The sequence below is a fragment of the Streptomyces sp. NPDC030814 genome (genome assembly GCF_055572155.1).
In genome coordinates this window covers 8,650-15,561 of sequence record NZ_JBVIDX010000017.1, presented here as the reverse complement: position 1 = coordinate 15,561, position 6,912 = coordinate 8,650, and the positions used below count along the sequence as shown (strand labels likewise).

Annotated in this window: 6 protein-coding genes; 2 read left to right on the top strand and 4 right to left on the bottom strand. The window is 72.7% G+C overall.

The window, feature by feature from the left end; all coding sequences use genetic code 11:
• Window positions 1–12: 12 nt before the first annotated feature.
• From ACZ43N_RS29415 to ACZ43N_RS29400, 4 genes are all read right to left on the bottom strand, one after another.
• Window positions 13–693 (bottom strand): flavin reductase family protein, encoded by a 681-nt coding sequence (locus ACZ43N_RS29415; protein WP_468101794.1) that lies wholly within the window; start codon window positions 691–693, stop codon window positions 13–15.
• Between the two features lie 134 nt (window positions 694–827).
• Window positions 828–1,655, bottom strand: coding sequence for an enoyl-CoA hydratase/isomerase family protein (locus ACZ43N_RS29410; protein ID WP_468101792.1), 828 nt, complete (start codon window positions 1,653–1,655; stop codon window positions 828–830).
• 64 nt (window positions 1,656–1,719) lie between these two features.
• Window positions 1,720–3,972 (bottom strand): acetate--CoA ligase family protein, encoded by a 2,253-nt coding sequence (locus ACZ43N_RS29405; protein ID WP_468101791.1) that lies wholly within the window; start codon window positions 3,970–3,972, stop codon window positions 1,720–1,722.
• Between the two features lie 376 nt (window positions 3,973–4,348).
• Window positions 4,349–5,557, bottom strand: a complete 1,209-nt coding sequence (locus ACZ43N_RS29400; RefSeq protein ID WP_468101789.1) for a flavin-containing monooxygenase — start codon at window positions 5,555–5,557, stop codon at window positions 4,349–4,351.
• Between the two features lie 265 nt (window positions 5,558–5,822).
• Between ACZ43N_RS29400 and ACZ43N_RS29395 the strand changes: the two genes are divergently transcribed.
• Both ACZ43N_RS29395 and ACZ43N_RS29390 read left to right on the top strand, forming a co-directional pair.
• The gene (locus tag ACZ43N_RS29395) at window positions 5,823–6,269 is read left to right on the top strand and encodes a DoxX family protein (protein WP_468101787.1); all 447 of its coding nucleotides are present in this window, start codon (window positions 5,823–5,825) and stop codon (window positions 6,267–6,269) included.
• Window positions 6,269–6,688, top strand: a complete 420-nt coding sequence (locus ACZ43N_RS29390) for a Zn-ribbon domain-containing OB-fold protein (RefSeq protein ID WP_468101786.1) — start codon at window positions 6,269–6,271, stop codon at window positions 6,686–6,688. The genes ACZ43N_RS29395 and ACZ43N_RS29390 overlap by 1 nt, the downstream gene beginning before the upstream one ends.
• The last annotated feature ends 224 nt before the right edge of the window (window positions 6,689–6,912 follow it).

Genomic DNA, 6,912 nt, shown 5'->3' with positions numbered 1-6,912 from the left:
GGCCGGCAGGGTTCAGCCGGTCGTGAAGCCGCCGAAGCGGCCCCGGTGGAACAGCAGCGGCGCACTCGCCCCGTCGAGTTCGTCGGTGGCGCCCAGCGCCTCCACCTTGCCCACCACGATCAGATGGTCCCCTCCGGGGTGCACGGCGTGGATCGTGCAGTCGATCCAGGCTGCGGCGCCGGCGATGCGGGGCGAGCCGGTGACGGGGGCCGGGTCGTGGGCGACACCGGCGAACTTGTCCGAGCCGCTCACCGCGAAGCGGCGGCACAACGCGCCCTGGTCCGCGGCGAGTACGTTGACGCAGAAGACGCCCGCGCGGGCGATGCGGGGCCATGTCGTCGACGTACGGCCGACCATGAAGACGACGAGGGGCGGGTCGAGGGAGAGCGCGGAGAAGGACTGGCAGGCGAAGCCGGCGGGGCGGGTCTCCCCGGGCTCGTCGGGGCCGGGCACCGGGGTCGGGCCTGCCTCTGGTCCGGGGCCGGGCGGGGCGGTGATCACCGTCACGCCCGTCGCGAAGCTGCCCAGGACGCGGCGGAACTCCGCCTGGCCGACCGGCGCCCGTTCGCCCTCGCGGACACAGCGCAGCTCGGGGCGGGGCAGTGCGTCGACCGGGCTCGTGGGCGTGGTCGCCCGCGTCCGGCCGGACCGTAGATACCGGACGGCGGCCGCCGCCATTCCCGCATGTCCCATCACAGCCCCCATTGAAACTGACGGAGCGTCAGAAGTGAAGGGTCGTGCCGGTGGCCGGTGGCCGGTGGCCGGTGGCCGGTGGCCGGTGGCCGGTGGCCGGTCGTCGGTCGGTCCGTCGGGCTCGGGCGGGGTGTTCAGCGGCCCTCGAACCGGGGCGCGCGGCGTTCGACGAAGCTCGCCACGCCCTCCTGGGCGTCCGCCGTCGTCATGTTGATCTCCTGGGCGGCGGCTTCGGCGGCGAAGGCGGTGGTGCGGTCGGTGTCGAGGGAGGTGTTGACCAGCTGCTTGGTCAGTGCCAGGGCGCGGGTCGGGCCGGTGGCGAGGCGTTCCGCCCACTCGCGGGCCGTCTTCTCCAGGTCGGCGGCGGGGACGACCCGGTTGACCAGGCCGAGGCGTTCCGCGTCGGCGGCGGACAGGGCGTCGCCGAAGAACATCAGCTCCTTCGCGCGCTGCGGGCCGATCAGGCGGGGCAGCAGATAGGCGCCGCCGCCGTCGGGGACGAGGCCGCGGCGGACGAACACCTCGATGAAACGGGCCTCTTCGGCCGCCAGGACCAGATCGCAGGCGAGGGCGAGGTGTGCGCCGATACCGGCCGCGGTGCCGTTCACCGCGGCGAGCACCGGCTTCTCGCAGTCCAGTACGGCCGCGACGAGGCGCTGGGCACCGAGGCGGATGGTGCGGGCCACGTCACCGGCGATCCGCTCGGCGGGTCGGGCCGCCGCGCCGCGCAGGTCGGCGCCCGCACAGAAGCCGCGGCCCGTCGCGGTGATCACGACCGCCCGCACAGCGGGGTCCACGGAGGCCTCCGCCAGCAGCCGGATGAGGTGTTCGCGCTGGTCGGGGGTGAGGGCGTTCATCGCCTCGGGGCGGTTGAGGGTGATCCATGCGACCGCGTTGTCAGTGGTGTGCAGTATCAATGAGTCACGGGATTTTTCGGGACGTTCAAGGGGGGAAGCGGACATGTGGGCGCTCCATCTGCTACGGGGTGTGATGGCCTTGTCCGGTGTGCGGTGGTGGCGCCGACACTCAGCGGCACACGGCCAGCGCGTCCAGGGCCACGGCGCCCTGCCCCCGGGGCAGCACCATCAGCGGATTGATGTCCAGCTCGGCGATCTCGTCCCCGAGCTCCAGCGCCATCCGCTGCACACGGAGCACGACCTCCACGAGCGCGTCGACATCGGAGGGGGGCGCCCCGCGTACGCCGTCCAGCAGGGGCCTGCCGCGCAGTTCGGCGAGCATGGCGCGGGCCTGGTCCTCGCCGAAGGGCGGCACGCGGACGGCCGCGTCGCGGAGCACCTCGACGAGGACGCCGCCGAGCCCGACCGTCACCGTCGGCCCGAAGAGGTCGTCGTGCGTGACGCCCACGACCATCTCCACACCCCGCTCGACCATCTGGCAGACCAGCACGCCGTCGAGCGGCACATCCTCGTAGCGGGCGATGTCGGTGAGTTCGCGATAGGCGTCGCGGATCTGGCTGGCGGAGGTCAGCCCGATCTTCACCAGGCCGAGTTCGGTCTTGTGGGCGATCCGCGCCCCCGACGCCTTCATCACCACCGGGTAGCCCACGAGGCTCGCCGCGCGCACGGCCGCCGCCGCGCTGGTCACCAACTGCTCCCGCGGGACCCGTATCCCGTAGGCGCGCAGCAGCTGCTTGGCCGCGTGCTCGCTGAGCTGCTGCCCCGGCCGCATCAGGGCCCGGGCCTTGCGGAAGGAGGGCGACGGGCTGCGCGGTGCCTCGTCGAAGGGGGAGCGGTAGGCGGTGGTGAAGCGGGCGTGGTCGAGGTGGGCGCGGACGGCCGTGATGCAGTTGGCGAAGGTGCGGAAGGTCGCCACCTTCGACGAACCGAGCAGTGTCTCGCGGTAGGCGGCCTCGGTGCCCACCGGCGACCCCCACACCACGCACACCAGCTTGTCGGTGCGCTCGGCGGCGTCCACCAGGTCCCGGGCGAGTTTGTCGCTCATCGGCGGGAAGGGGCCGGTGATGGGGCAGATCAGCACGCCGACCGCCGGGTCGTCGAGGATCGCGTCGAGGATGCGGGGGCCGCGCCAGTCGCCCACCGGGTGCCCGCCGTTGTCGACCGGGTTGGCCACGTTCAGATAGCCGGGGATCCACTGGTGCAGCTCGGCCTGCTTGGCCTCGGACAGTGTCGGCAGGTGCAGGCCGGCCTCCGTCGCCAGATCGGCGAAGTGCGCGCCCGTGCCGCCCGAGATCGAATAGACGACGACACCGTCGGCCACCGGACGGGCCGGGGTCTGGGCGCGGGGGCGTCGGGCCCGTGCCAACAGGGTGGCCGTGTCCTGGAGTTCGTCCAGACCGTCCACGCGGATCACGCCGTACTGCCGCATCGCCGCGTCGACCACCGCGTCCGCGCCGGTCAGTTTGCCGGTGTGGGTGGCGGCGGTGCGAGCGCCGGCCTCGGTGCGGCCGACCTTCACGGCCACGACGGGCACCCCGCGCCGGGCGGCCCGGTCGGCGGCGAGGAGGAAGGAGCGGCCGTCCTTGAGGCCCTCGATGTAGCAGGCGATGGCGCCCACCTCGGGGCGCTCGGCGAAGTAGGAGATGAAGTCGGCGGTCTCCAGGTCCGCCTCGTTGCCGGTGGGGGCCCAGTGGGAGAGGCGGATGCCGAGTTCCTGGAGGGAGAAGACCGGGCGGCCCTGGTGGCCGGACTGGGTGATCAGCGCGATCGCGGGCCCCTCCAGGTCGTCGCGGAAGCGTTCGAAGGCGTTGAGGTTGGTGTTCGGGCCGAGCAGCCGCAGACCGCCGGAGCGGGCGACGGCGGCGGCCAGCCGCTGCTGCGCGAGGACGCCCTCCTCGCCGGTCTCCGCGAACCCGGAGGCGAAGGCGACCGCGAACTTCACCTTGGCCTCGGCGAGTTCGTCGATCAGAGGGAGGGGGTCGGAGACGAGCAGCACGGCGAGATCGACCTGTTCGGGCAGGTCGGCGACGGAAGGGGAGCAGGAGACGCCGAAGACGGACGGACGTGTGGGGTGCACGGGGTGCAGCCGGGCGCCGACCCGTTCGGCCCAGGCGAGCAACTGCCGGGTGATGCCGGTGTTGGGCCGGCCTTCCACATCCGAGGCGCCCACCACGGCCACGGACTCGGGGCGGAAGAACCGGTCCAGGTCGGGGACGGCGGCGTGCAGCGGGCGCCCGCTGACGTCCAGGTCTCCGGCCTCGGCCGGTCTGCCGTGCACGATCTGCTGGGGGTGCTCGCCGCAGGCTATGGCCCGGGCGCGGCGGGAGTCGGTGGTGAGGGTGCCGTGGGTTGATCCAAGCATCGGTCCGCCCGCTCCTGTGTGACAGCCAATTCACTGACGTGACGCGGTCACGTACCTCTCGCCTAACTGACGCAGCGTCAGCTTTTACATTACTGAACTGACGCTGCGTCAGGAATGGGCGTGCGGGCAAAGTTACGCGGCGGTATCCGGAGTTGTACCCGTCGGGGGCGGCGGTCAGACGTCCTTGAGGGCGTCGAGCGGACGTACGCGATCAAGGTGCGGACCGGCAGCCGGCCGGGCCGCCGCCAAGCGTGATACCCGGCACGACCGGAGCGATGAGATCCACCCGGAGTCCGGGCGGTTCACCGGGGTCGACCCCGTCGTGTCGGACGACGCGGCGGTGCGGTGCCGGAGGCGAACTGCCTCCGGCGCACGTTCAGCGTGCTGCGCGCACCTGCACGGTGACCGCGTCGCGCGTGGCGACGCCGCCGGCGCGGGCGATGACCTTGGCGATCTTCTCCGCGTCGAGGGCGAGTTCGCGGAACATGCCGCTGATGGGGTTGGTGAAGCCGGTGAAGTAGAGGCCGGGCGCGTTCAGCGGGGAGCGCGCCCCGTGCACGACCGGCTTGCCGCGCCCGTCCAGGACGTCGAGGTGCCCGACGAGCCCCTCCAGCGCCCGGCGGTAGCCGGTGGCGGCGATCACCGCGTCGGGTTCGACGCGGGAGCCGTCGGCGAGGACGACCTTGCCGTCCTCGAACTTCTCGACCGCGGCGACGATCTCGACCTTCCCCTTGCGAACGGCGTCGATGATGCCGACGTCCTGGACGGGGATGGAGCCCTCGTTCACCCGGGAGTACAGGCCGGAGGTCGGGCGGGGCAGCCCGTGCGCGGACAGGTCGGGCACGCTGAGCCTGGCCATCGGCTTGGCGATCCGGTCCACCAGGGCGACCGGGAGGCGCCGTACGAGGACCGCGCTGTACTGGGCGGCCCAGCCGGCCGTGGAGCGGCGCACGATGTGCGGGGCCGTCCGCACCGCCAGCCGTACCCGCTGTGCCCCGCCCTCGACGAGGTCGACGGCGATCTCGGCGCCGGTGTTGCCGATGCCCACGACGAGGACGTCACGGCCCGCGTACGGCTCGGGGTTGCGGTACGCGGCGGCGTGCGACAGGTCGCCGCGGTAGGTGTCGCGCCCCGGCCAGTCCGGGATGTTCGGCGTGTGGTTGTAGCCGGTGGCGACGACGACCGCGCCGGCTGTGAGCTCCCGGCCGCCGGTGGCGCGCAGCAGCCAGGTGCCGTCCGGGTTCCGCTCGACGCGGGTGACCTCGACGCCGGTCACGATCTCCAGGCCGTGGACCTCGGCGTACTTCTCCAGGTACCGCACCACGTTGTCCCGGGCCACCCACCGGCCGAAGCGGCGCGGCATCGGCAGGCCGGGCAGTGCCGACAGCCGCCGGGTGGTGTGCAGGCGCAGCCGGTCGTAGTGCCCCCGCCAGGACGCCCCCACCGCGTCCGACTTCTCCAGTACGACCGCCCGCACACCCCGCGCGCGCAGCGCATGGGCGGCGGCCAGCCCGCCGGGTCCGCCACCGATCACATAGACCGGGTGGTCGGAGACAGGGGTCGCGGATGCTCTGGAGTCGGCCATGTGCCCGAGCGTATTCACGTCCCTCATTGATGGGTCTCGGTCAAGACCGGAATTGGTTGCGGATTGATCACGGCTGAGGAGGTGTGGGTGAGATCCGTGGCGTAGGAATCGCGGAATGTGGCGGGCGTGTGTCGTGGGCGGGGGTCGCGGGGAGCCTGGACCCGAGCCGCCCCCGGTGGTCCGCGCGTCTTGCGCATCGCCCTCCCATCCGCTGAACTGACGTACCGTCAGAAACCCCGCGCGGACGCGTCGAAGGGCGGCAGCGATGGACTCGGTCTGGCTCTCCGGTGGTGAATGGCTGGCTGTGCTGCGGATCGGGCTCGGACTGTGGTGGCTGGAGAGCTGGCGGCACAAGGACAAGAAGACCTGGTTCCAGGGCGCCGGGATCGCCTGGGCGGCCGGGGTGGCCGGGAAACACCGGTGGGAGGCGGTGCGCAGCGGATTCGACGTGGTGGTGAAGCCCCGGCCGCGGACCATGGCGTATGTCGTCGCGTACGCCGAACTCGCCCTCGGGCTCGGTCTGGTCCTCGGCTTCCTCACGCCCGTCGCGCTGGTCGGGGGGCTGCTGCTCAACCTCCTCTACTTCGTGCTGATGATCCACGACTGGGCCGAGCAGGGGCAGAACTCGATGATGGCGCTGATCTCGGTCGTGGCCCTGTTCGCGATGTCGTGGCAGACCTGGTCGCTGGACAGCGCGCTGGGGCTGTTCTGATGGGCTCCGGCGGGGCCGGCGGCCGGTTCGATCTGCCGGAGGCCGACGCCTTCAGCCGTACGTACTGGGACGCGGCCGCCGAGGGGCGGCTGCTCGTACGGCGGTGCGGGGCGTGCGGGCGGGCCCACCACTACCCCCGTGAGTTCTGCCCCCACTGCTGGAGCGAGGACGTGCGCTGGGAGCAGGCGAGCGGCCGGGCCACGCTGTACACCTGGTCAGTCGTCCACCGCAACGACCTGCCGCCCTTCGGGGAGCGGACCCCGTACGTCGCCGCGGTCGTCGACCTCGTCGAGGGGCCGCGGCTGATGACCGAGGTGGTGGGGTGCGAGGCGGCGGACCTGAGGGTGGGCATGGAGCTGGAGGCGGTGTTCCGGGAGGCCGGGGAGTTCCGGGTGCCGGTGTTCCGGGCGCGGGGATGAGTGAGGGGACGGGTCGGGTCGGGTCGGGACGGGACGGGACGCGTGAGGGGCGCTCGGCGCGCCACGCGTCCGGCTTCCTGCCGCCGTCCCGCGTCCGCCGTCCCGCGTCCGCCGTTCCCCGTTCCGCGTTCCGCGTTCCGCGTTCCGCGTTCCGCGTTCCGCGTTCCGCGTTCCGCGTTCCGCGTTCCGCGTTCCGCGTTCCGCGTTCCGCGTTCCGCGTTCCG

Excerpts from the sequence above, each read along its gene's own strand:
- ACZ43N_RS29400 (WP_468101789.1), bottom strand. The coding sequence starts at position 5,557 with ATGGCCGACTCCAGAGCATCCGCGACCCCTGTCTCCGACCACCCGGTC.
- ACZ43N_RS29410 (WP_468101792.1), bottom strand. The coding sequence starts at position 1,655 with ATGTCCGCTTCCCCCCTTGAACGTCCCGAAAAATCCCGTGACTCATTG.
- ACZ43N_RS29395 (WP_468101787.1), top strand. The coding sequence starts at position 5,823 with ATGGACTCGGTCTGGCTCTCCGGTGGTGAATGGCTGGCTGTGCTGCGG.
- ACZ43N_RS29415 (WP_468101794.1), bottom strand. The coding sequence starts at position 693 with ATGGGACATGCGGGAATGGCGGCGGCCGCCGTCCGGTATCTACGGTCC.
- ACZ43N_RS29405 (WP_468101791.1), bottom strand. The coding sequence starts at position 3,972 with ATGCTTGGATCAACCCACGGCACCCTCACCACCGACTCCCGCCGCGCC.
- ACZ43N_RS29390 (WP_468101786.1), top strand. The coding sequence starts at position 6,269 with ATGGGCTCCGGCGGGGCCGGCGGCCGGTTCGATCTGCCGGAGGCCGAC.